We start from the raw sequence: 22,037 nt of genomic DNA on the forward strand, positions 1-22,037 counted from the left end.
TGTCTTACTTTCAAAATACCCAAAATAGAGTTATTCGAGGTTAGTCCGTTTTTTCTTTAAAATCACACACGTCTTCAATAATACAGCTGCCGCATTTAGGCTTACGGGCAACGCAAGTATAGCGCCCGTGTAGTATTAACCAGTGGTGTACGTCTACTTTAAATTCTTTAGGGACGACCTTTTCAAGTTTTTGCTCAACAGCAACTACATTTTTACCCATTGCAAATTTGGTGCGGTTAGAAACACGAAAAAAATGCGTGTCTACGGCAATGGTTGGCCAGCCTAAAGATAAGGAAAATAGATTTTATTTTAAACTATGGCCTCGCAGCATACCCATATTGACGGTCATTTTTGTGCGATAAACGTACTTACAGTTGCTTAATATGACCATAATTGTCACTTGCATAATCACTTTTAAAATCGGATTTAATTGCTAACGACTTACGGAAAGTGCTTTTCGCCATTTCAAAGTCTCCTTTTGATAAGTAAGCAAATGCTAAGCTATCGTATACTTGCGGCGCATCAGGGAAAAGGGATATCAAATACTTAAACATATCAAATGCTGCTGTCCATGATTCTGACTTAAGCAACTCCATGCCTAATTCATTGATTGTTCGACCAATAAACTGCTTATAACCGTTCTCGCGGTATGTCCTCTTAAAGTGTTTAACAAACCCTTTTGGGCCATTTGTTTGGTAATACTCGAAAGCAAAGTTTTTTTCCAATTGCTTTATCGGTTCATATTTACCATTTTGAATAAAAGACAAAATTCGGCCAGAAATACGCTCTGCAATTAGGTGATCGGTATTGGCCAAGACGACAATTTCATAACCATTTTCCAAATCAACCTCAACAGCAGCACTCACTCCCAACCCTCCACCGTATGCGGCCCAATGGGAGCCATCCATTGCAAATGACTTACGATTTGTATGGTCAGAGTTCTTTAGTAGTTTATCGGTATAAAAGAGCGCACGATAAAACTGTTGAACATCTATAACTGTAGACTCAATGCCACCATCCGGGCTGGGATGTTCTGTAACACCAACTCGTTTCAACGTATTATTGTACTTATAGGTATATCGTATCGACTGGTGCTCATGATAGTTCATAGGCTTGAAGGTTGTTGATGACATGCCAGCTGGATTGAAAATATTGTTTGCAAGTAACTTTTCGAATGATTGGCCTGTAACTTTTTCAAGAATGACACCCAACACTACATAACCGTAGTTTGAATATTTATAATCGCTATCAGGTTCGAATAAGAGAGGGGTGTCTATTAACAGTTTTAGTTTTTTGTCTAGAGTATCAAACGCGAGTTGATTCTCACGATATTCAGCTACAAAGATATCAGCAAATCCAGCTCTATGATTTAGTAAATGTTCAATTGTAATTTTCTCAGCATGAAGCTGTTTAAAGCCTAACTCAAACGTAATGAGTTTGTCACTTAACTTGAGCTTTCCAGCTTCTACTTGTTTCAAAATTAGGACTTTGGTGAAGTCTTTCATTATTGATCCAAGATTAAAGCGGCTTTGAGTTCTGTTCCTTAATTCTTTTTCAATATCCTGAAAACCATAAGAAGATGAAAATACCTCTTTACCATCTTTCGTTATCAGCACATTTCCTGAAAACCATCCCATTTCTTGGTATTGAATTGCGATGTTATCTGCAACTTCAGACACTTTCATATTCTTATTTTGTGTATTTTCCTCGACTGCATAAGCCATTGAAGATATTGCAAAGTATATAAGAAGGATTACAGTGAAATTTCGGATCATTAGCGTGACACTATTCTGTTAAATTAATTTAGTAGTGAGTTAATTACATAGGATTCTGTTGCAACATTTCTCACTTTTTTAATTAAACTATTAATAACAAACTTCATAACCCATTGCTAGTTAATCAGTTTTGTCTTTAAACTCACACAAGTCTTCAATAATACAGCTGCCGCATTTAGGTTTACGTGCTACGCAGGTGTAGCGCCCGTGTAGTATTAACCAGTGGTGTACGTCTACTTTAAATTCTTTAGGAACAACCTTTTCAAGTTTTTGCTCAACGGCGACTACATCTTTGCCCATCGCAAATTTGGTGCGGTTTGAAACACGAAAAATATGCGTGTCTACGGCAATGGTTGGCCAGCCGAAGGCTGTGTTGAGCACTACATTTGCGGTTTTTCGGCCAACACCGGGTAGGGCTTCTAGAGCTTCGCGGTTCTCGGGAACAATGCCGTTATGTTGATCAACCAATATTTGGCACATTTTGTACACGTTTGCGGCTTTTGAATTAAATAACCCAATGGTTTTTATATAATCGCGAAGCGCATCGTGGCCAATATCTAAAATGGCTTGTGGCGTATTAGCAACCGGAAATAATTTACGGGTGGCTTTATTTACCCCTACATCGGTGGCTTGTGCAGAGAGCGTAACAGCTACTAGTAGCTCAAATGGGCTTGAATATTCAAGCTCGGTTTCTGGATGCGGGTTTTGCTCGCGCAAGCGCGAGAGTATTTGGTGACGTTTTTCTTTATTCATGCAACTTAAAACGCATTAGCTAATAGCGTTAATGCGTTTTCCCCTTAAGTTAAGCTAGTAACACGTGCGCGTGGGCCTTTTTCGGCTTCTGGCGGCGTTACTTGTTTTGATTTTATTTGTGCGTCAATAACATTTTTTGCTGCTATTAGCAGCCCAAGCCCTAAAAAGGCGCCGGGTGGTAAAATAGCGAGTAAAAACTGGCTATCGAAACTAAATATTTCCAAGCGTAGGCTTTGTGCCCATGGCCCTAGGAGCAAATCGGCTCCATCGAATAATGTACCTTGGCCTATCAGTTCGCGCATTGCACCTAGCACTAACAGTACGGCCATAAAGCCTAAGCCCATCATTAGGCCGTCGAATGCAGACAGGTGCACAGGGTTTTTAGAGGCATACGCCTCTGCACGGCCAATAATGGCGCAGTTAGTTACTATTAGTGGAATAAATATGCCTAATGATTGATACAAGCCAAAGGTGTACGCATTCATAAGTAGTTGAACTATGGTCACAAAGCCTGCAATAATCATTACAAATACCGGAATACGAATGTCTTTAGGCACCCAATTACGCACAACTGAAACAGTAATATTAGAGCCTACTAAAACTAATAAAGTGGCTAACCCTAGGCCAAGAGCGTTGGTTACAGTTGATGTTACAGCTAAAAGCGGGCATAAACCGAGTAGCTGGACTAGCGCGGGGTTGTTAGCCCATACGCCTTCTTTGTATAAGGTTTTTAACTCACTCATTGTGTTACCTCTTGGCAAGCATTAGGCTGTTTAAAAATGGCGTCAAAGTTAGTTTTTGCAAATAATACGGCATTTTTTACCGAGCCTACCACGGCGCGAGGGGTAATTGTTGCACCGGTAAATTGGTCAAACTGGCCGCCATCCTTTTTTACCGCCCAACGGGCATCGTCTTCACTTTGAACCGTTAAATCGTTAAATGTAGTGATCCATAGCGACTTTTTAACTTCTACTTTATCGCCTAAGCCGGGCGTTTCTTCGTGCTTAGTCGTGCGAACGCCGGCAATGGTGCCATCAGCAAGTACGGAGGTTAATAAGTTAATATCGCCACTGTAACCACTAGGTGTTATGTGTCTTATTACAAGTGCAACAGGTTGCTGATTTTTATAAGCGCGGTAAATAACTTGCTCGGGGTAAGGACCAAGTTGTTCGTCGCTCATAATTACGCAATTTGTATTGAGCTGATTATCGTAGCTGCTTGGGTTTAATACCTCTTGTAATTGTGAGGTTAGTTGCAAGCGTTCTTGCTCGGCAATTTTATCGGCGGTAAAGGCATCAATTGAGGCAACTAAGCCTGTTGTTATCAGTGCAAAGGCTGTTAATATCGCGCCATTTTTAGCCATTGATGAAATAATCATTTTACTGCTCCGTGGCCATAAGTGCGTGGTTGGGTGTAGTAATCAATCAGCGGTACAGCAATATTAATTAATAATACACTAAAGGCTACCGCATCAGGGAAGCCACCAAAGGTGCGAATTAAATACACCAACAAGCCAATTAATGCGCCATAAATTAAGCGCCCTTTATTGGTAGTTGCAGCCGAAACAGGATCGGTTGCGATAAAAAATGCGCCCATCATGGTCGCGCCACTTAATAAGTGAAAGACCATACCCGGCTCGGTACCCGGCGCGGCAATATAGCCAATGGCACTGCACAGCGCTAGTGAGCCTATAAAGCTTACTGGAATATGCCAGTTTATAATTTTAGCTTTTAAAAGGTATAAACCACCGGCTAAAAAGCTTAGGTTAACCCATAGCCAACCAAGCCCAGCCCATTGAGAAAAAATCGGTTTTTGCATACTTTCGCTAACGGTTAGACCATGTGCTACATCGGTTTTAACTGTATCAAGCGGGGTGGCCATGGTGAGACCATCAACGCCGGCACGGACTTGATCAACACTAAAGCCCAGAGCGGTAAAATCAGTAAATATAAGGCGTAATTGGTCAATAAAGCCAATTGGGGCATTAAGTAAATCGGTAACGGGTAACCAAGCGGTCATTTGCACCGGAAACGAGACTAAAAGTAGTACGTATGCGGCCATTGCTGGGTTAAATAAGTTAAAGCCAAGCCCACCATAAAGTTGCTTTACAATCACAATGGCAAATAAACAGCCAATAATAATGACCCACCAAGGCGCCAGCGGCGGAATACTCAGTGCTAACAGCACACCAGTAAGCCAAGCACTACCATCACTCAATGCAGGCCAAACAGGGCGTTTACGCATTAACATAATGGCTGCTTCAAATACGCTTACAGCAACAAGTGCCAGTACTAACTGAATAAGTACGCCAGTCCCAAAAAATACCACTTGCGCTATTAGCCCAGGAATACACGCAGCAATTACGGTTAGCATTAATCGCGTTAACGACTTATGGCTATGGTTGTGCGGCGAACTGGCCATGGTTAATTTCATGACTGATCATTTCCTTCTTTTTGTAACTTTTTAGCTTTGGCGCGCGCTATTGCGGCGGCCACGGCGGCTTTTTTCTTTTCTGCTGCAGTTTGCTCAGAGGCCGTTTGCTCAGAGTCTGAGCCGCTGCTGGTTTGTGGCTCATTGCTTTGTTCAGGTGTGCTGTGTTCACTTGCTGCTGATTGCTCTGCTTCTTTAGCGGCTTTTTTAGCTTTAGCGCGGGCAATAGCAGCAGCTACGGCCGCTTTTTTGTCATCGGCAGGAGAGCGTGTTTGTGAGTTTTCAGGCTCAACTTCACCTGTTTGCTCAGCAGCACTTGGTTCATCTGATTGCTGGGCTTGCGCAGCCGCTTTAGCGGTTTTTTTAGCTTTAGCACGCGCAATAGCAGCAGCTACCGCTGCTTTTTTATCATCTGCGGGCGCGGGGGCTTCATTGCTTTGTGGCTCTGCATTTTGCTCAGCTTGCGCCGCTTTTTTAGCTTTAGCACGCGCAATAGCAGCAGCTACTGCTGCTTTTTTATCATCAGCTGGGGCGGGAGCTTCATCGCTTTGTGGCTCTGCACTTTGCTCAGCTTGCGCCGCTTTTTTAGCTTTAGCGCGAGCAATAGCAGCAGCTACCGCAGCTTTTTTATCATCAGCTGGGGCGGTTGCTTCATCGCTTTGTGGCTCAGCATTTTGCTCAGCTTGCGCCGCTTTTTTAGCTTTAGCACGCGCAATAGCAGCAGCTACTGCTGCTTTTTTATCATCAGCTGGGGCGGGAGCTTCATCGCTTTGTGGCTCTGCACTTTGCTCAGCTTGCGCCGCTTTTTTAGCTTTAGCGCGAGCAATAGCAGCAGCTACGGCTGACTTTTTATCATCAGGTGTTGGTGATGACTCGCCCTCGGCAGCTTTTTGTTCTTTATATTTACGTGCTTTTTCTTTACGTAGTGCACGCTCTTTAGCTACTTCACTGTTATCTGGCTCTAGCTCTTCACCTTGCTGTTTTTTTGCTTTGGCGCGGGCAATTGCAGCGGCTACAGCTGATTTTTCATCGCCATCTGATGATTTGCTCTTAACGCGGGCAAGGGCATCCGCTACTTTTTGCTTTTCATCTGATGTTTTTGCCGCTGGTTTACGTTTATGGCGGTTTTGACGTTCTTGTTGCTCGCGCTCTAGGCGTTCTTTACGGGCGTCAAAGCGCTCTTTTGCTCTATCGGCTTTAATTTTTTCGGCTTGTTGCTCTTTTATTTCTACTTTTGCTACGCGGTAATACTGCACCAGTGGAATTTCGCTTGGGCATACATACGCACACGCACCACATTCAATACAATCAAATAAGTTGTGCTCTTGTAATTTGTCGTATTCTTTTGATTTTGCAAACCATTGTAATTGCTGGGGTAATAACGAAGCTGGGCAGGCATCTGCACAGGCACTACAACGTATACAGGCTTTTTCAGGGCCAGGCTCTGCCAGCTCTTTATGATCGGGAGCTAAAATACAGTTGGTGGTTTTAATTACCCCAATACGCACAGTCGGTAAGGTAAAGCCCATCATCGGCCCGCCCATTACAACGCGCTGCTGGGGTACGGGTGAAAAACCTTGGCAATCAAGCAGGTGCTTAACTTCGGTGCCTAATAATGCCCATACATTACCCGCATTATGAATGGTGTTACCTGTTACTGTAACAACGCGTTCAATAAGCGGTTTACCTTCGTACACTGCCTGCTGCACAGCAAACAAAGTTCCTGTGTTGTGTACTAAAATACCAATATCGGCAGGAATACCGCCACTGGGTACTTCACGGTTTGTAAGTAATTTAATTAATTGTTTTTCGCCACCCGATGGATAAACAGTAGGCACCGTTTGAATAACAATATTGGCGTTGTGCTCTGCGGCACTTTTCATAGCCGCTATGGCTTCGGGCTTATTATCTTCAATGCCAACAATACACAGTGTCGGGTTTAAAATTTGTTGCATTAGCTCAATGCCTTGCACTACTTGCTTGGCATGTTCACGCATTAACACATCGTCGGCTGTTATGTATGGTTCGCACTCAACAGCATTAACAATTAAAAACTCAATAGGTTGTTTTATATCGGCTTTTACATAAGTAGGAAAGCCTGCTCCACCCATACCACTTATACCTGCTTGATGAATTATATCGACTAATTCATCGTGGCTAAGCTCACTTGGGTTAGGTGTTGGGGTTAGTTCGCACCATTGATCTTTGCCATCAGGCTCAATAATAATACTTAGCTCAGGTAAAGCCGATGGATGCGCCGAAGGCATAGAAGCAATATCTGTTATGGTGCCAGAGCTGGGCGCATGTACAGGCACAGACCAATTCGCAACGGGCACGGTAAGTGCTTGGCCTTTTAATACCTGTTGGCCTTTTTCTACAATTAATTTTCCGTTAGCACCAATGTGCTGTTTAATTGGTACAACTAACTTATCAGGTAGAGGAAGCCTAGCAATACGCGCACTGTTAGAGAGTGTTTTTTGTTGTGGTGGATGCACGCCGCCCGGGAATGCCCAAACAGTGCCTTTTTTAATTTGTTCAAGTAACTTTTCCACTCAAACCTCTAATCTATTTGCGTGACAGGAATAGCATCAAGTTGCCATTTCCAGTTTTGTTTTGTTTCGGCTACAGGCAGCATATCAATGCAATCTACAGGGCAGGGCTCTACACATAAATCGCAGCCGGTACATTCTTCTATTAGTACAGTGTGCATTTGGCGTGTAGCACCAACAATGGCATCCACAGGGCATGCCTGAATACACTTAGTACAGCCTATGCACTCGTCTTCGCGAATATAGGCCACTGTTTTTATCGGCTCTGCTTGTTCGCCACCGGCAAGCGGTTTAGGCTCTACGCCCATTAAATCGGCCAGCTTTTTAACCGTTGCTTCACCGCCTGGTGGGCATTTATTAATTTCATCCCCGTTGGCAATTGCCTCAGCGTAGGGGCGACAGCCCGGATAGCCACACTGGCCACACTGGGTTTGCGGTAAAATGGTATCTATTTGCTCAACAATTGGGTCGCCTTCTACACGAAAGCGAATAGCTGCAAAGCCTAAAATAAGTCCAAAAACAAGCGCTAGCGAGCCAAGCGCTATCAAGGCATACATTAAGGTCATATTAAAACTTCACTAATCCGGTAAAACCCATAAACGCCATCGACATTAAGCCGGCGGTGATCATGGCTATTGAGGCGCCTTTAAACGGGGTAGGAACATCTGCAGCAGCAAGGCGTTCGCGCAGCGCTGCAAATAATACAAGTACTAATGAAAAGCCAACGGCTGCGCCAAAACCATACACGGCCGATTGTAAAAAGGTGTGATCTTCTTTTATATTAAGAAGCGCAACACCTAATACCGCACAGTTAGTGGTGATCAGCGGTAAAAATATACCCAGTAAACGGTATAGAGTCGGGCTAGTTTTACGCACAACCATTTCGGTAAATTGCACCACAACGGCAATCACTAAAATAAAGCTCATGGTGCGTAAAAATTCGATATCTAGCGGCGCTAAAATATATTGATTAACTAAATAGCTTGTAACAGAGGCAAGAGTAAGCACAAACGTGGTTGCTAAAGACATACCAATAGCGGTATCAAGCTTGCCTGATACACCCATAAATGGACATAAGCCTAAAAATTGTACTAATACAAAGTTATTAACTAGAACGGTTCCAATCAATAACAAGACATATTCTGTCATGTGTGCCTCGCGCTATTAAAATCCTGTGTATTATCCTTTTTTCTGCCCCGATAAACAACATATGCGAGTCGTTATCAGTTAAATAAACACAGTAAAATAATTAAGCGATCACAAAGCTGTAAAATTTATGTGATTTTAAAGTAAGCGAAAAATTAAACAGCTAAACGCAAAAAAGAGCACATGTGCTCTTTTTTACTTTCATTAAGGGGAGGTGCTAAATATCTTTAGGTTTTTCTATGTAATAACCTTGTACGCCGTCTAGGCAAAGCGTTTCTACTATGTGTTTTTCTTCTTGGCTTTCAACGCCCTCAGCAAACACACTCACACCAATGCGGTGGGCTAAATCAACCATTAGGCGCATAAAGTATTGATTGTTTTTATCATCCTCTAGGCCGCGGGTGTAACTTGCATCCATTTTAATAAAGTCTGGTTTTAAATCACGGAAAAACTTAAACGACGTTAGTCCTACACCAAAGCGTTCAACCGTTACGCGGGCACCTACGCGATGCACCATATCAATAAAGCGTTTACTGGCTTTAATATTTTGCTGTAGGCCAAACTCACTTACTTCAAATACTAATTTAGAGGCTATATGTGTATCTTTTAATAAGCGGCGCTCTAACCAAATAACAAATTGATCGTTATGTGCACTTGAGGCGGTTACATTCAGGCCAAAAAACTTTTCAGAGAGGTTACGGCTTTTAATTTTTTCAAGTGATGAGTCAATAATTAAGCGGTCAATTTCTATGGCCATATCGAGTTTTTCAGCCATGGCTAAAAACGAGGCCGTAGGGAGCACTTGGTTATCTTCGGTTTTAAAGCGCACTTGTATCTCTGCATACGCCTTAATGCTTTTACCCAGCGGCATAATATTTTGCATTACTAAGTGAACACGTTTTGATTCAATCACTTCGTTAATCACTTTACGCCAGTTTTGGTTACCAAACCCTGCACTTACATTATTAACTAAATCGGTTTCGCGCTGCACATGCCATGCATTTACTTGCTTAGATTGCGCCATGCTCATTGCGTTATCGACAACCGATAATAGCTCACCCAGCGGTTTGCCTTTTTCGTAGCCCACAATACCTGTGTTAGCCACAGAGCTTAGCTCTTGGTTTTGTTGATATTGAGTAAAGCGCGATTGCAGGTTTTCACCAAAACGCTCTGCTTCTTTAAGTGGGGTATTAGGAAGTACAACGGCAAAGTCTGAGCTATTTAGCCTAAATACTTGGCTGCCGGTGTAAGTGCCGCTTATATGCTTAATTATATCCGCCACACCTTTAACGTAGTCATCACCTTTTTGGTAGCCACGGCTTTGATTTATAGTTTGCAGCTCACTACAGCGTACAAGCGCTAACGATCCAAACGTACTGCGCTCACTGTTTTCGATGTGTTTTTCGTAATATTCAACAAACATATTACGGTTACCTAATTCGGTAATTACATCTTTATAGGCTTCTTGCTTGATACTTAAGGCAGCGTTTTGAATATCATCATTTTTATTTTTTAAAAAATGCGAAAGGCGATTAAAGCTCGGGACTAAATCTTTACCTAGCTTTTTCATTTTACTTGCATCAAGTGCGGTGTCTAAGTCGTCGCCAATTTGATTTTGGTTAATATAAATGTCTATTACATCGGCTACGGTCATGCTGATATTTTTATTTAAGCTAAGAAAAATAGACTTCATTAATATGATAGGAATAATCACTAAAAAGGCAGAAATAAATATAACTATAAATAACGAGGTTTGTAGCTGCTGCGCTAAACGTTCAATGTTGAGGGTAAATTCTACTTTTATATCTGCAGCGTCGTTAACGGCAAACTGTGGGCGAACCGAATTAAAGCTAGATTGAATAAATTCAGCAAACATGGGTAGCTGGGTAGGGGAGTTAACTGAAAATACCTCAGCCCCTTGGTAGTCTCTTAGTATAAAGCTTGAAAACGTTTTACCATCGCCAATCGTTTTTTTTATACTTTCAGGCGAAAGCTCATCACTTGTTAAGCTGTTAATGTAACGTGTTACACTGGTTTGCGCTGAAGTTTGTGCTTCACTTACTGCATTATTAAAGCTTACAGATATGAAGTAGCTTCCAGCCGCAACACATACAAGCCAAGACAGGATTTGTATAAAAATAAGTTTTTTAAAGCCAGCCATGTTATCAATCTTTTAATAGTTCAAAAGGAAAGGAATCAGGTCCTTGATCATTCAACTAATAGCAACACATTAGAATAGATATTATGTTTTAGTTATAAAGCAGAAGAGTAGTGGAAAATTACTGAAATGTCTATGAAATTCTTATGATTGGCTCCCCCTCCCCGACTCGAACGGGGGACCTGCGGATTAACAGTCCGTCGCTCTAACCAACTGAGCTAAGGGGGAATCGTTTATGATTGAAAAACTTGGCTCCCCCTCCCCGACTCGAACGGGGGACCTGCGGATTAACAGTCCGTCGCTCTAACCAACTGAGCTAAGGGGGAAGCGTCATGCCTTTCAACGGGGCGAAATATTAATGATGGAGCCGCAAAGTGTCAACATATAAAAGTCATAAATTTAAAAAAGAAGTTTATTCGTTGTTTTTATGTTCGATCTGCGCATTTTATAACTCTATTTATGCAAAACACGGCGGTAAATCTCTATTTAGACTCACACCAATGTGAAAAAAACAGCGCCCATAAAATAGCCATTGTTTAATTTATGTGTAAAAAATGCCGCTGAGACAAAATTTATCGCGGCAAATCAGTAAATTTGTATTTAACCTGGTTGTCATAAAACCGAGTATAAATTTAGCTAGCAGATCTTTTTAAAAAATCCAGTAGGGTAGTTTTTTCGTATTACGGTATTTAAGAGGGGTTAAACTAATAAAGCCGTGGTTGAAAACTTTATTTTAAAAAGCTGTACAAAAACAAAACAATCAATAAGTTGCTAAATATTGGCGTTAACTAATTAAGACACTTATAGCTGTATTAGGCACAAAGATTTGGCTTAGCTTAATTTTTTGTTTGTAAGTGTAACTACCAGATCTAAATGATAAACAGGGAATAGATAAGAATAGATGGGAAAAGGCGGGAAAAATAAGGGCTTAAGACTAGTTTTAATAAAATTAAGTGCGATCAGAAAAAGTGCGAATAAGTGATAAAGAAAAGCGCGAAAGCCTGATAAAAACGGGGAGAGATGATAACTAAAAATTTAGCTCTACTTTTACTATTCTACCTAAAAAACCCAAAGCCTTTAAAATATAGTGTGATTCTGTTTCCCCAGCTTCCATAGCAAACTCCAAGTCTTTACGTTCTGGGTTCTCAAATACCAACTTGAGTTTTGTAGTCGTAAGTGAAAGCTTTGCAGCAAAGTGCATACCTGTCATAGGGTTTAAAAAGGCATACATATTACCGGCCTTAATAGTTTTATCAGCCGTATTTACAAATGCTACAGCACCCTGTGGGATAAGCCCATGGGATTCTTCACCAAGCTCCATACTCGTTAAAGTATTTGTTGTGGTAGAGGCTTGTTGGGCTTCTTGAACGCTTTGTTTGTTAGTACTCAAACAAGCTTTAGCGCCAGCTACTGCAAGCTCAGATGCTTTTGAATCTTCCAAGCGTTTTAATAATATCTCTACTAAAGGCACCTCAACCAGCTCAGCGAACTCAACCAGGTAATCAAAAGGAGGATCACGGCTGTCCTCATATTTTGATTGAGTATTTCTATGCACACCAGTGCGTAAGGCTACAGTGCCTATATCTAAGAACTTGCGTTCTCTGAGTGCTTTTAAGTATTGATTGAATGCTGGCATTTTTATTTTAGTCAGTGTTCGGATGAATAAACATTATGTATTTAATCACACAAGCGGGTGCATACAAAATAAAAATTTAAAACACTCACTTTCCTCAACTGCGATCCATTCGCACTTTAAAGTGCGAACCGCGATCCACTTCATAAGTAAAAATTTAAAAATAATTATCAAATAAAATCAATAGGTTGCCTGTTATGCATTCAATTGTGTGCAAATAAAGCTTGTATGCACAATTTTGTGTGTATATATTTGTGTGCATGAATACAAAATACACACAATGGGGTGCAAGAAGATGGGTGATATGAATAGTCCAGGTTGGACGGTCACGGATATAAAAGGCGCGTTAGAAAAAGAAGGTTGGTCATGTCGTCAGCTTTCATTTAGTCGCGGCTATAAATCTAATGCAGTACAAACCGCATTACACAGACCGTATCCAATTGTTGAGAAAATAATAGCTGAGGTTATCGGGGTTAGTGCTTTAGAACTATGGCCTGATCGCTATGGTGTTGACGGAAAGCCTAACCGCAAGGCGGGCCGCCGTGCCCTTAAAAGGAGTGCGTAATGGAACTATACACTGCACATCAAATAGCTGCTTATATGCTTGTAAATAAGCGCAGTATTCAAATAAGAGCTAAAAACGAATGTTGGCCTTATACAGAGTTTAAAGGCAGAGGCGGAAAAGTACGTAAGTATGCACTTGCCGATCTTCCTGCACACATTTGTGTGCAGGTTAAAGAGGCTATAATTAAAGAAACAAATAGTTCAGCAGCACACAGCGGTAAGGCTTATTTAAGTGTAAATGAACAAGCCGATCGTCTTAAAAACTCTGAAATAACTGAGCTTAAAGACCAAAACTTAAAGCAACTTGCTGCACTGGAAAGTATTCCACCCAAGGCAAGTGCGAAATGCTGGGTTTTAAAAGAGGCAGAAAATTTTGTAAGTGCGAACAACCTAGCGAAAGTTGCAGGCTTTGACCTATATAGCGAACGCTATAACAAAGGACTAATCGACGTACCTGTAGAATACAGAAGCTTAATTCCATCTGTATCGCGCATTACACTAATACGCTGGCAAAAAACCATAGCCGAAAAAGGCGTAGCAGGTTTAGCTTTAAAGCCTAAGCGTAGCGGCAAATCAATCATCGACTCAGACAAAGAGCTAGCCGATTTTTGCATAGCAATGATCTACGAATACCCACACGTAAAAGCCACACAAATAAAAGAGGGCTTAATTGCTCGCTTTTACCAGGTAGGAAAAGCACTACCAGCAGAAACCACAATTCGCGATTGGCTAACACGTTGGAAGCGCGAAAACAGCGCACTTTATACAAAAATGGCAAACCCAGACGCTTGGAAAAACAAGTATATGAGCGCCATGGGTAAAATGGACGAAAACGTAAAACGTCTTAACCAATTGTGGGAGTTCGATTCAACCCCATCAGACGTAATGCTAACCGATGGCCGCCACTCACTAATCGGAATTATCGACGTATTTAGCCGCCGTGCAAAAGTCGTTATTCACCCAACTAGTGACAGCACCGGTATTTGTTTAGTTATCCGCAAAGCAATACTCGACTGGGGTATACCCGAAATTGCCCGCACCGATAACGGTAAAGACTACACCTCAATACAAATAAAAAGTGTGTTTGACGCGCTCGACATAAAGCACGAAACAACACGCCCGTTTAGTGGTGAAGAAAAGCCATATATAGAGCGGTTTTTTAAAACGTTCTCGCACGACATAGCTGAGCTATTAACCGGTTACATTGGTCACAACGTTTCAGAACGCCAGGCAATTGAAGCGCGAAAAACGTTTGCACAGCGCTTATTAGCAAAGCAAGGCGGTGATAAGTCAGCTATCGAAATCAATATGACCGCGCAGCAGTTGCAAGAGTTCGTAGATAACTGGATAGAAAACCGCTACCACCACAAGCCACATAGCAACGTTGGTAATAAAACACCATTCGATTTATTCGCAGCAAGCCGCGACCAAATCAGAGTGATCAAAGACGAGCGTTTGCTTGATGTAATGCTACAGCCAATACCCACCAACCGCGGTTTACGTACCGTGCATAAAGAGGGCATAAAACTGAGTGGTGGTTTCTATATAGCAGCGGAGCTAGGTGCAATCGTAGGCGATGAAGTCCTATGTAAATGGGACCCTAAAAACGTTGGCCGTATTTACGTGTTTAACCGCATAAATAACGAGTTTATTTGTATCGCGGTAGACCACGAAATAGAGTCAGCTGGCATGACACGCCAGGACGTTGCTCGCTATGCAAAACGCAGCCAATCAGCCGAAACTTCGCGCAAGCTAAAAGAGCTTAAAAAGACCGCTAAAAGCGTCAACGTATCAGACATAGCAAACGAAGTATTAGGGCATTACACAACCCAAAATAAAGCACTTTCAACACTGCCTAAACAGTCGGTTGAACACACCAACGTCATAACGCAATCAGCAATAAAAGCGCTAGACAGCAAGTCAGCAGTCGGCTTTAGCGACGAGCAATTAAGTGAGTTTGAAAAACGTCGTAAGCAGTTGGATGAAGAAACAGCAGTAGCAAACGTAAACCCAACACCGCTATTCGACAACCCACAAAGTAAAGCCATGTTTCATAAAAAGCAGCGCCTAGAAAATCAGTTAAGTGACGTAGACGCGCTATGGCTTAACACGTGGGAGCAAAACAATCGCGCCACATCAAAGCGCCTAGACGACCTACTAAACGACATGAATCCAGCACCTGCTGCAACCACAAAATTACATAACCAGTAAAAGGAAAAACCATGAAAACTAAAATAGCAATCGTAAGCAACGTAGTAGCCACACAAATGATGGTAGAAGCGCTAAACCAGCGCGCTCATGGCGTGCCAGGTATTGGCCTTATTTACGGCGATCCAGGTCTTGGTAAAACCACCGCAACAGCATGGTTGGTTAACCGCTGCGACGGCATCTACATTCGTGCAACATCAGGCATGACATTAGCGCAGTTGCTACGTCAAATAGTTAAAGAACTAAGTGGCCCTGATATTTACACCCGTGAAGCCATGCTTAACTACATCATTGAGCACATGGCAATCCACAATCGCCCACTGTTTATAGATGAAGCCGACTACCTACTAAACGACAAAAACACACTCGAAATCGTGCGCGACATTCACGACCTAACCAACTGCCCAGTAGTACTTATTGGCATGGAATCAGTACGCCGTAAATTACAACGTCACCGTCAATTTTATAACCGTATATCAGAATGGTTAGAGTTTCAGCCAACTCAGCGCGAAGACCTGCAAATTATCGTCAATGCAGTCATTGAACCAACGCTCACAATACAAGACGACCTACTAAACCAGCTGCTTAGCGACACCGACGGCGAGGTGCGTCGCATCATCACAGGGCTATCAAAAATAGAAGCCTTTGCATTGGCGAATGGGTTAACGAGCATCGACCTACAACAGTGGGGCAATAAAGAATTTTTCCTTAAAAAAGCGTAAGGAGAAATTAGTGAGCCGCCCACAACTAAAAGACGCATGGCAAGCAATGAGAATCTTAAAAACATTCTCATTGCAACAAGTGCGCGATGCCATAGAGCACACAACGATCGACAGTTTAAAAGCCTTTGCAAAGCGCCTAGTAGCAGCAAAAGCAATAGCCGAACATGTTGATCACGAGCACATCACTTACACCGTTATAAACGCAAAATATAAGCCGTTTAAACAAGTAAATAAAATCGATGCAAAGCAAAAAAACTCAGGGAGACAGCGCATGTGGCAATCAATGCGAATCCTAAATGAATTTGACGCAGGGCAAGTGGCTAGCACCGCAGACATATCGGTAGCCTCAGCGCGTTCATATATCTCAATTTTAAAAAAAGTAGGGTACATATTTGTTGTCAAATCAGCCCCACGTACAGGCTCAGTCATTGAGCGAGCAGGAGAGTCAACCATATACCGAATACTTAAAAATACCGGTCCCAAACGCCCGATCCCAAAAGCAACAGGCGTATTTGACCCAAACACACACGAGCTAGTTGAGTTTAACGTCGTGCAACGTAAAACCGTAAAAATAGCGCCCGTCACACTGGGAGAAGCGCATGACTTCAATAACTAATTGGCTACACGTCTTAAAAGACGAAGTAGCAAAACAAGGCATGCGCAGCGTTGCCGAAAAACTTGGCGTGAGTAAAGCCACAGTAAGCCAAGTAATAAATAGCAAATACAAAGCCTCTACACACGTAATACAGCAGCGTGTAGAGGGTGTATTCATGGCATCAACAGTAACTTGCCCAATCTTGGACGAAATACCGCTGAACGTATGCCTAGAACATCAAAACAGAAAGTTCGCAGCAACCAACCATGTACGCGTAGCGCTTTATAGAGCCTGTCGTAACGGTTGCCCACACTCAAAAATATGCGGGAGTAAATAACCATGCAACTACGCAACGCACTAAAAGAGTTACAAAAACAAGGGTTACAAATCCTAGACACACATCAGGGATTTAGCCGCCATGTAATCGAAGTGGCAGGCCAAGCCCCAGCACATTTACCCGTAATAACCGAAACAAAAAACGGGCGAACGCGACAAGTTCGCCCAGCTAAATTACACGGCCAAATTGTCATGTTTATAGAAGGATAAACCACTATGCCACAAGAATTTTTAATTAATCAAAAAGGCCACCAGGTGCCCGTTAAGGCGATACGCCCAGCCGACATAATTCGCCATGAATTTGTGCAATCGGCCATAGCTAAAGCCAAGGAGCAAAGCAAAGCACTCGCTGAGTTTAAAAAGCAGCAAATGAGTGAGTTTGACGCATTCATAGCCTTACTAGCTCAAGAGTATGCGGTTGAGTTGGGCGGCACTAAAGGTAACGTCACGCTACGCAGTTTTGATCACAAACAAAAAGTAACCCTCCAAGTGCAAGAAAGCATAGAGCTTGGCCCCGAGCTGCTTGTAGCTAAAGAGCTAATAGACGAGTGCCTAAACGAATGGAGCGAGGGCGCAAACGAAAACCTAAAACTCATTATTGAACAAACCTTTGCCACCGACAAAAAAGGCAAAGTTTCAGTGCAAAAAGTACTTGGCTTGCGCCGCCTTAAAATCACCGACGAAACCGGTAAATGGCAGCGTGCAATGGACATAATAGCCGACTCGATACTGGTAATGGACTCAACCCGCTTTATTCGTTTTTACGAAACCATAGGCGAGCACGAACACGCTATATCACTCGACATAGCAAAGCTATAAGGAGCAATTCATGGAAGGCATAACAATTCAAGTAAGCGAACACAGCGAGCTACAAAACATCGTAAATCAGGTCGCTCAAAGTAAAGAACCAGTAAGTATTAACTTTGTATTTCAAAACATCACCTTTGTAGTGCAAAGCCAACTGGTAAGTGTAAACCCAACAACACTAGGCCCAACCACAAAGCCTAATTAAGTAACCAAAAAGCGCGCACGGATGCGGCTTTTTATCAAAGTGCTTTACCTAAAACAAAAAGCATTTTGATAAAAATAAAGCAACAAAAGGAGGTCACATGGCCCTATTAATACAGCCCACATTAGAGCTAAAACAGCTTGTTGCACTCGTTAAGTTTTTAGAGTGCTCACACAAGCTAGCAGTAGACACCAGCATATTTACAGACCAAGAAGCCAACGACATAGGTCAAAGCTATTTAAGCCTACGTGCGCAGCTAGAAGAGTTTAAAAATGACTAAAGCAAAGTTAATTCAGCTAATTCACATCGCTAAAGGGCAGCTAGGGCTAGACGACGACACCTACCGCGCCGCACTACTTGGCGCAGCGGGCAAAACATCATGCAGCCAAATGAGCTTGTCAGAGCTAAACAAAGTGTTAGAACACTTTAAAAAAGCAGGGTTTAAAACAAAGGCTAAACGCCGTTTAAGCCCTAAATCGTCACCAAAGCAATTAGGCGAAATAAACAAAATACGCGCAATTTGGATCACCATGCACAAACAAGGCTTTGTGCGTAATGGCTCAGAAACAGCCCTAGATGGTTACGTTAATCGTGTTCTAAATCGTAATAAGCTAGGTAAAAATATCAGTCTTCATACTCATTTTTTAACTCAGCAACAAGCGCTTAAAGTGCTTGAATCACTTAAGCAGTGGCAAAAGCGAGCATTACAAAAAAAGCAATATAGAGGTGATAATGTCTAACCAACAAGAGGAACAGCCAGAGCTATTTGGCGAAAGTGTAGAGCAGCTGCAAGACTGCCTAAGCAAGCTATCTACCGAGGATGCAGCCGAAGTACGTAAACGTTGGCCTAGCAACTTACAATCGCTTGCACTACTTATTGAGTCGCAGCTAACCAAAGCCAGCGTAAACAACCCACAAGGGGTAGGCGAAGCTATAACTTTGGCAATAGGTCATTACTTTGGTGGACGTGATGTTTACATACCCACCGACCAACGGCTAAAAGCCGCACTACGCGATATACAAATATGGCAAGAATACAAAGGCAATAACATCGAACAGCTTGCCAATAAATTTAAGCTAACAGAGCGCCGTATAGCTGAAATAATCCAGTATCAACGCAGTGTAGAAACCGAACGCCGCCAACGGAGACTATTTTAATGAGCAATACCATGTGTAAAGCGCCAATGAGCGAAGCGGTTAATGTAGCTGCTGAGGCGGTAGAGTACATCGATACATTAATAGTCGATATGCTAGAGGGCAAATACCCAAACAACTACGTACTCTTGGGCACACTGCAAGAGCAGTACACCGACATACAAATACAGCTGCATGTTATGCAAGACGAAAACAAATTCATAGATGAAGTAGGCGCACCGCTTATAGCTAAACCCCCCGCAGCCCTTGAAAGTGTAAAAGCAAGCGATTTAGAGTTTATGTTAATACATAAACCAAACGAATTACTAAAGGGTATTACTGAATTACAGATTAAAATTAAGGAGTTACGTCAATAAACAGTAGTTAATCCTGAACAGTTGCGCGATTTACGTTTTAAGTTAAGTTAGGGGCTGAAATCGTTGAAGTACTTCCGTAACTGCTGAATTACTCAATAATTACGTAAATGTTTATTATGGAATTGGTAATGGATAACAAATTAAAAGAGCATGCATTAAATGAGTTACACAACATTCAAGTCACCTTATCTTTATTTGCAGAGCTTGCAAGTCTCCCCAACAGCAATGATGTACCAATAGGTTTGAGCGATATCGCCACGGTACTAGCTGATAATGCCCATCGAATGAAACTAAATCTTAGTAATCTTGATTAATAAAACAATAAGCCGCGCAATGCGGCTTTTAACAAAATACTGAAAAAATATTTAAATTTAAAGAAGAAAGAGAAGTTAGTTTTAAATAATAAATATAAAAGTTATAGTTATGTATACAAAATTAAAATTGCTGGAAGGGACATGGCAGTAAAAGAAGCTATAACTTTACTTGAATCTCTTGATGATAAGATGCATTGGGAGCAATTGAAGGCTTTATTAAAAAGACATAATTACAAAGTTCTCAAAGGTTCAATCAATACATTAGCTAGTCTTAAAGACTTCTTGCGGAAAGAATCGAATGCACAAACCTTTATTCAAATATTTCGAGAGTATTATTATGAGGTTTTAGTTGGTGGTCAGAAAACAATTCAAATATACAGACTTCCTAGTGATTTCAGTCAAACTCATATTTTCAAAAAGAATACTTTTAAAGAATCTAGTATTTCTTGCAAACTAGCAAAAGAATATTTTCCTTATGTAATTCCTAATGATTTGGTAAAAGAAACCAGTGAAGTCGAGTTAATTAACATAGAGAATAAAGGTACTAAACAATTTTTTTATTTTTCATCAATAAAATCAATAACAGAGAAAAAAGAAGTAATACCCAAAGAGTATGAAGACAACGAGCAAACTGAAATAGCCTCATTTTTAAAAAAATATAAGAAAGTTACTGTTTTTGAAGAAAGGCTAAAGCAATACATAGATGTTGTATGTTTAGATTATTCTGACAATACTTTAGATATAAGATTAGATAGCGATCTTATTTCAGGTCAAAAAGACTTGGATTTAGCTTTTAAATGTATAAAAGAAGCTTTTATTGGTATGTATCAACTTAGTACTAGTAATGCATTTAGTAATCCATTTAATTTTTTCCCTCTCATAGAAAATCTCTATTTATCTGAGAAATATAGGGTTTGTGAGTTAACATTTTGTACAGATGAAGGTTATGTTCACAATGAAAGAAATAGAAGTAAGCAAAAAGGTGGAGATGTACGTAATGGTAGCTTTCACATAGGTGGTCGAGACAATTGTAATGATTTAAGACCATATAAAATATCCATTAGATGGGACTCTGAACTTAAAAAAGATGATAAAATTGAAAACTCAGATCCTACAGAAGTAGAGCTATCGTTGAATTCGGCACTCGCTGAAATAAGTAAAAAAGGTGGTGGAACTTTATTCTCAGCTGTAATGACATCTTCACCGTTAAAATCTGATCAGGATGATTTTTTTAACATACTAAAAGGTGTGTGATGGATAAATATACTTATTGGCAAAATTTAATTGAAACCGATTGGCAGCGCTCCAACCTGGGCATTTTTGCTTTAAATTTTCTTGAGTCAGTTTTTACCAAAGAAATAAGCAAAGATATACATTTAACTTACCCGTTAGTTAAAAAGTATTGCAAATGTGATATGTCTTCTGTTGAAATTACTGAGCTTTCCCAATATTTTTGTGGGGCAAGGGTTCCTTTATTAACAATGCACTTTGAATATATTCTAGAAGACTACTGTATTGATTTGGATGAAGAAAACACAAAGTCAGCAATAGAGGATAATGAAATAGAAATACCTGATTCGGGTGAATTAATTTCTGACGTCCGTGATCATATATATATTTATTTTAAGCTTTCTAACTTCGCTGTGAAGGAAGCTGATATATGAATACCAACATGACACTATCTCAACTTATAGAAATGGAAGATCATGTTCCAACATTAGCAGGCTTCGCTTCACGGCTTTGTTCTAGATCGACTTACGAAGATTGGATTACTCGTCTATACATCGACATTGATGATTATATTGCCAGAAGCATTATTACATCAGCTTCAATAAGACAAAAAGATGAAGAAGATCGATATAACATAGAGATTGCAAACCACCTAAATATGATAGGTTATGATGCAGGGCATGATACCTTTAACAAAGGGCATCCAGACATTATAGTAAATGATAAAATACACGGTTATCAATGGCTTGGTGAGTCTAAAATCCATAGGAAATATGATGATTTGTTAGAGGGCTTTAAACAATTATCTGATAGATATAGTTCAGGTAATTATAAGCAAAATCATGGTGCAGTTATAATAATTAATAGAGGAGGAAACACTGCCAAAGTGGTAAATAAATGGAAAGAAATGCTGATTGAGGACCCTTTTTATAAGTCTAGAAGTATAAAAGCCGAAATTTGTACTCAAAATAAAGATTGTTTCATATCAACGCATGAGCACACAGGCAGTTCAAATGATTACACTGTTCGGCACATTCCAATTAATGTTTACTATAAGCCTGTTGATAAAAGTGCAAAAAAAAGTAAGGCTAAAAATAAATAACA

General features: G+C 41.0%; 26 protein-coding genes, 2 tRNA genes and 1 pseudogene. 16 read left to right on the plus strand and 13 right to left on the minus strand.

The features are described 5' to 3' along the window. Positions 1–40: 40 nt before the first annotated feature. The 13 genes and pseudogenes from MTF64_RS04540 to MTF64_RS04600 form a co-directional block, all read right to left on the minus strand. Positions 41–283 (minus strand): annotated as a pseudogene (locus MTF64_RS04540) (endonuclease III); the annotation flags it as partial. Between the two features lie 85 nt (positions 284–368). Beyond that, positions 369–1,724 (minus strand): serine hydrolase domain-containing protein, encoded by a 1,356-nt coding sequence (locus MTF64_RS04545; RefSeq protein WP_248450722.1) that lies wholly within the window; start codon positions 1,722–1,724, stop codon positions 369–371. 171 nt (positions 1,725–1,895) lie between these two features. Beyond that, a complete protein-coding gene (nth, locus tag MTF64_RS04550) occupies positions 1,896–2,528 on the minus strand; it encodes an endonuclease III (protein WP_096041465.1) in 633 nt (210 codons plus the stop codon). A 44-nt stretch (positions 2,529–2,572) separates the two neighbouring features. Then, positions 2,573–3,271 (minus strand): electron transport complex subunit E, encoded by a 699-nt coding sequence (locus tag MTF64_RS04555; RefSeq protein WP_004589483.1) that lies wholly within the window; start codon positions 3,269–3,271, stop codon positions 2,573–2,575. Beyond that, positions 3,268–3,906: an electron transport complex subunit RsxG gene (gene rsxG / locus MTF64_RS04560; protein WP_248450723.1), complete on the minus strand. Its 639-nt coding sequence runs from the start codon at positions 3,904–3,906 to the stop codon at positions 3,268–3,270. The genes MTF64_RS04555 and rsxG overlap by 4 nt, the downstream gene beginning before the upstream one ends. Next, entirely contained in the window at positions 3,903–4,961 is a 1,059-nt protein-coding gene (gene rsxD, locus MTF64_RS04565; RefSeq protein ID WP_064386453.1) for an electron transport complex subunit RsxD, read from the minus strand. Before rsxD ends, rsxG begins: the two co-directional genes overlap by 4 nt. Beyond that, on the minus strand, positions 4,958–7,510 hold the full coding sequence (rsxC, locus tag MTF64_RS04570) for an electron transport complex subunit RsxC (protein WP_248450725.1): 2,553 nt from the start codon (positions 7,508–7,510) through the stop codon (positions 4,958–4,960). The genes rsxD and rsxC overlap by 4 nt, the downstream gene beginning before the upstream one ends. An 8-nt stretch (positions 7,511–7,518) precedes the next feature. Beyond that, positions 7,519–8,073, minus strand: coding sequence for an electron transport complex subunit RsxB (rsxB, locus tag MTF64_RS04575; RefSeq protein WP_004589479.1), 555 nt, complete (start codon positions 8,071–8,073; stop codon positions 7,519–7,521). Between the two features lies 1 nt (position 8,074). After that, the gene (rsxA, locus tag MTF64_RS04580) at positions 8,075–8,656 is read right to left on the minus strand and encodes an electron transport complex subunit RsxA (protein ID WP_004589478.1); all 582 of its coding nucleotides are present in this window, start codon (positions 8,654–8,656) and stop codon (positions 8,075–8,077) included. A gap of 214 nt (positions 8,657–8,870) precedes the next feature. Then, entirely contained in the window at positions 8,871–10,814 is a 1,944-nt protein-coding gene (locus MTF64_RS04585; RefSeq protein WP_248450726.1) for a GGDEF domain-containing protein, read from the minus strand. A 148-nt stretch (positions 10,815–10,962) separates the two neighbouring features. Further along, positions 10,963–11,039: transfer RNA gene (locus tag MTF64_RS04590), tRNA-Asn, on the minus strand. A gap of 21 nt (positions 11,040–11,060) precedes the next feature. After that, positions 11,061–11,137 (minus strand) — tRNA-Asn (locus MTF64_RS04595). A 701-nt stretch (positions 11,138–11,838) separates the two neighbouring features. Beyond that, a complete protein-coding gene (locus tag MTF64_RS04600; RefSeq protein WP_248450728.1) occupies positions 11,839–12,447 on the minus strand; it encodes a helix-turn-helix transcriptional regulator in 609 nt (202 codons plus the stop codon). Between the two features lie 301 nt (positions 12,448–12,748). Here MTF64_RS04600 and MTF64_RS04605 point away from each other — a divergent pair, with 301 nt between their 5' ends. From MTF64_RS04605 to MTF64_RS04680, 16 genes are all read left to right on the plus strand, one after another. Next, positions 12,749–13,009, plus strand: a complete 261-nt coding sequence (locus MTF64_RS04605; RefSeq protein ID WP_248450729.1) for a helix-turn-helix domain-containing protein — start codon at positions 12,749–12,751, stop codon at positions 13,007–13,009. Then, entirely contained in the window at positions 13,009–15,219 is a 2,211-nt protein-coding gene (locus tag MTF64_RS04610; protein WP_248450730.1) for a DDE-type integrase/transposase/recombinase, read from the plus strand. The genes MTF64_RS04605 and MTF64_RS04610 overlap by 1 nt, the downstream gene beginning before the upstream one ends. A gap of 11 nt (positions 15,220–15,230) precedes the next feature. Then, positions 15,231–15,938, plus strand: a complete 708-nt coding sequence (locus tag MTF64_RS04615) for an ATP-binding protein (RefSeq protein WP_002960345.1) — start codon at positions 15,231–15,233, stop codon at positions 15,936–15,938. Between the two features lie 10 nt (positions 15,939–15,948). After that, positions 15,949–16,554, plus strand: a complete 606-nt coding sequence (locus tag MTF64_RS04620; RefSeq protein WP_248450732.1) for a hypothetical protein — start codon at positions 15,949–15,951, stop codon at positions 16,552–16,554. Then, on the plus strand, positions 16,538–16,870 hold the full coding sequence (locus tag MTF64_RS04625) for a LacI family DNA-binding transcriptional regulator (RefSeq protein ID WP_248450734.1): 333 nt from the start codon (positions 16,538–16,540) through the stop codon (positions 16,868–16,870). Before MTF64_RS04620 ends, MTF64_RS04625 begins: the two co-directional genes overlap by 17 nt. Positions 16,871–16,872: 2 nt before the next feature. Further along, positions 16,873–17,079 carry a hypothetical protein gene (locus tag MTF64_RS04630; RefSeq protein WP_002960351.1) on the plus strand — a complete coding sequence of 69 codons (207 nt, stop codon included), beginning with the start codon at positions 16,873–16,875 and terminating at the stop codon, positions 17,077–17,079. Positions 17,080–17,085: 6 nt separating this feature from the next. Beyond that, the gene (locus tag MTF64_RS04635) at positions 17,086–17,688 is read left to right on the plus strand and encodes a DUF3164 family protein (protein ID WP_024606074.1); all 603 of its coding nucleotides are present in this window, start codon (positions 17,086–17,088) and stop codon (positions 17,686–17,688) included. Between the two features lie 10 nt (positions 17,689–17,698). Beyond that, complete coding sequence (locus tag MTF64_RS04640) at positions 17,699–17,881, plus strand: hypothetical protein (RefSeq protein WP_002960355.1); 183 nt, start codon at positions 17,699–17,701, stop codon at positions 17,879–17,881. Between the two features lie 97 nt (positions 17,882–17,978). Then, the gene (locus MTF64_RS04645) at positions 17,979–18,158 is read left to right on the plus strand and encodes a hypothetical protein (protein ID WP_182194166.1); all 180 of its coding nucleotides are present in this window, start codon (positions 17,979–17,981) and stop codon (positions 18,156–18,158) included. Then, complete coding sequence (locus MTF64_RS04650) at positions 18,151–18,618, plus strand: regulatory protein GemA (RefSeq protein WP_248450736.1); 468 nt, start codon at positions 18,151–18,153, stop codon at positions 18,616–18,618. Before MTF64_RS04645 ends, MTF64_RS04650 begins: the two co-directional genes overlap by 8 nt. Beyond that, positions 18,611–19,036 (plus strand): Mor transcription activator family protein, encoded by a 426-nt coding sequence (locus MTF64_RS04655; protein WP_248450738.1) that lies wholly within the window; start codon positions 18,611–18,613, stop codon positions 19,034–19,036. Before MTF64_RS04650 ends, MTF64_RS04655 begins: the two co-directional genes overlap by 8 nt. Further along, positions 19,036–19,389: a hypothetical protein gene (locus MTF64_RS04660; RefSeq protein WP_248450740.1), complete on the plus strand. Its 354-nt coding sequence runs from the start codon at positions 19,036–19,038 to the stop codon at positions 19,387–19,389. Before MTF64_RS04655 ends, MTF64_RS04660 begins: the two co-directional genes overlap by 1 nt. A gap of 128 nt (positions 19,390–19,517) precedes the next feature. Then, positions 19,518–19,703, plus strand: coding sequence for a hypothetical protein (locus MTF64_RS04665; RefSeq protein ID WP_248450742.1), 186 nt, complete (start codon positions 19,518–19,520; stop codon positions 19,701–19,703). Positions 19,704–19,844: 141 nt separating this feature from the next. Further along, complete coding sequence (locus MTF64_RS04670; protein WP_248450744.1) at positions 19,845–20,957, plus strand: hypothetical protein; 1,113 nt, start codon at positions 19,845–19,847, stop codon at positions 20,955–20,957. Next, positions 20,957–21,367, plus strand: coding sequence for a hypothetical protein (locus MTF64_RS04675; RefSeq protein WP_248450746.1), 411 nt, complete (start codon positions 20,957–20,959; stop codon positions 21,365–21,367). Before MTF64_RS04670 ends, MTF64_RS04675 begins: the two co-directional genes overlap by 1 nt. Further along, positions 21,364–22,035, plus strand: a complete 672-nt coding sequence (locus MTF64_RS04680; protein WP_248450748.1) for a hypothetical protein — start codon at positions 21,364–21,366, stop codon at positions 22,033–22,035. Before MTF64_RS04675 ends, MTF64_RS04680 begins: the two co-directional genes overlap by 4 nt. Positions 22,036–22,037: the final 2 nt, after the last annotated feature.

It is taken from the genome of Pseudoalteromonas sp. 2CM41L, assembly GCF_023161905.1.
Lineage (GTDB): Bacteria > Pseudomonadota > Gammaproteobacteria > Enterobacterales > Alteromonadaceae > Pseudoalteromonas > Pseudoalteromonas atlantica.

Bases quoted from the DNA above. Each gene is read 5' to 3' on its own strand.
- MTF64_RS04545 (WP_248450722.1), bottom strand. From the start codon at position 1,724: ATGGCTTATGCAGTCGAGGAAAATACACAAAATAAGAATATGAAAGTG.
- nth (WP_096041465.1), bottom strand. From the start codon at position 2,528: ATGAATAAAGAAAAACGTCACCAAATACTCTCGCGCTTGCGCGAGCAA.
- MTF64_RS04555 (WP_004589483.1), bottom strand. From the start codon at position 3,271: ATGAGTGAGTTAAAAACCTTATACAAAGAAGGCGTATGGGCTAACAAC.
- rsxG (WP_248450723.1), bottom strand. From the start codon at position 3,906: ATGATTATTTCATCAATGGCTAAAAATGGCGCGATATTAACAGCCTTT.
- rsxD (WP_064386453.1), bottom strand. From the start codon at position 4,961: ATGAAATTAACCATGGCCAGTTCGCCGCACAACCATAGCCATAAGTCG.
- rsxB (WP_004589479.1), bottom strand. From the start codon at position 8,073: ATGACCTTAATGTATGCCTTGATAGCGCTTGGCTCGCTAGCGCTTGTT.
- rsxA (WP_004589478.1), bottom strand. From the start codon at position 8,656: ATGACAGAATATGTCTTGTTATTGATTGGAACCGTTCTAGTTAATAAC.
- MTF64_RS04585 (WP_248450726.1), bottom strand. From the start codon at position 10,814: ATGGCTGGCTTTAAAAAACTTATTTTTATACAAATCCTGTCTTGGCTT.
- MTF64_RS04600 (WP_248450728.1), bottom strand. From the start codon at position 12,447: ATGCCAGCATTCAATCAATACTTAAAAGCACTCAGAGAACGCAAGTTC.
- MTF64_RS04605 (WP_248450729.1), top strand. From the start codon at position 12,749: ATGAATAGTCCAGGTTGGACGGTCACGGATATAAAAGGCGCGTTAGAA.
- MTF64_RS04610 (WP_248450730.1), top strand. From the start codon at position 13,009: ATGGAACTATACACTGCACATCAAATAGCTGCTTATATGCTTGTAAAT.
- MTF64_RS04615 (WP_002960345.1), top strand. From the start codon at position 15,231: ATGAAAACTAAAATAGCAATCGTAAGCAACGTAGTAGCCACACAAATG.
- MTF64_RS04625 (WP_248450734.1), top strand. From the start codon at position 16,538: ATGACTTCAATAACTAATTGGCTACACGTCTTAAAAGACGAAGTAGCA.
- MTF64_RS04630 (WP_002960351.1), top strand. From the start codon at position 16,873: ATGCAACTACGCAACGCACTAAAAGAGTTACAAAAACAAGGGTTACAA.
- MTF64_RS04635 (WP_024606074.1), top strand. From the start codon at position 17,086: ATGCCACAAGAATTTTTAATTAATCAAAAAGGCCACCAGGTGCCCGTT.
- MTF64_RS04640 (WP_002960355.1), top strand. From the start codon at position 17,699: ATGGAAGGCATAACAATTCAAGTAAGCGAACACAGCGAGCTACAAAAC.
- MTF64_RS04645 (WP_182194166.1), top strand. From the start codon at position 17,979: ATGGCCCTATTAATACAGCCCACATTAGAGCTAAAACAGCTTGTTGCA.
- MTF64_RS04650 (WP_248450736.1), top strand. From the start codon at position 18,151: ATGACTAAAGCAAAGTTAATTCAGCTAATTCACATCGCTAAAGGGCAG.
- MTF64_RS04655 (WP_248450738.1), top strand. From the start codon at position 18,611: ATGTCTAACCAACAAGAGGAACAGCCAGAGCTATTTGGCGAAAGTGTA.
- MTF64_RS04660 (WP_248450740.1), top strand. From the start codon at position 19,036: ATGAGCAATACCATGTGTAAAGCGCCAATGAGCGAAGCGGTTAATGTA.
- MTF64_RS04665 (WP_248450742.1), top strand. From the start codon at position 19,518: ATGGATAACAAATTAAAAGAGCATGCATTAAATGAGTTACACAACATT.
- MTF64_RS04670 (WP_248450744.1), top strand. From the start codon at position 19,845: ATGGCAGTAAAAGAAGCTATAACTTTACTTGAATCTCTTGATGATAAG.
- MTF64_RS04675 (WP_248450746.1), top strand. From the start codon at position 20,957: ATGGATAAATATACTTATTGGCAAAATTTAATTGAAACCGATTGGCAG.
- MTF64_RS04680 (WP_248450748.1), top strand. From the start codon at position 21,364: ATGAATACCAACATGACACTATCTCAACTTATAGAAATGGAAGATCAT.